This is a genomic window from Caballeronia sp. ATUFL_F2_KS9A (genome assembly GCF_023630765.1).
Classification (GTDB): Bacteria; Pseudomonadota; Gammaproteobacteria; order Burkholderiales; family Burkholderiaceae; genus Caballeronia; species Caballeronia zhejiangensis.
Genome location: NZ_JALQEK010000075.1, coordinates 1 through 254, shown reverse-complemented (window position 1 = coordinate 254; position 254 = coordinate 1). Strand labels below are relative to the sequence as shown.

At 58.3% G+C, this 254-nt stretch carries 1 protein-coding gene; it reads left to right on the top strand.

Annotated features, from left to right (window positions below; all coding sequences use genetic code 11):
• Positions 1–10 precede the first annotated feature (10 nt).
• Positions 11–254 (top strand): hypothetical protein (locus NCS67_RS31830; RefSeq protein ID WP_250437936.1); only part of this gene is annotated, 244 nt, incomplete at its 3' end.

The following is a 254-nucleotide window of genomic DNA, read 5'->3' as shown; positions in this document are numbered from 1 at the left end:
GTTCGATACCTTGACCAAGTTTCTCGAGACGTACCGGGGCATCACCGCCGATGTCGTGGAGAAGGCCTACCAGGCATTCTATTCATACTTCCCCATCACCGTGCCTCGCAAGCTGCAGACGGGAGTCTCCACGGACGACCTCAAGTTGCGGTTGCGGGCTTGTTTCTCCTCGTCCCACCGGTTGGCCAAGCTTGCCTTCCCGTTCTTGATCGAGAAGCTCGATCAGGGGTATGGTGTCACGGTCGCCGTCAAGG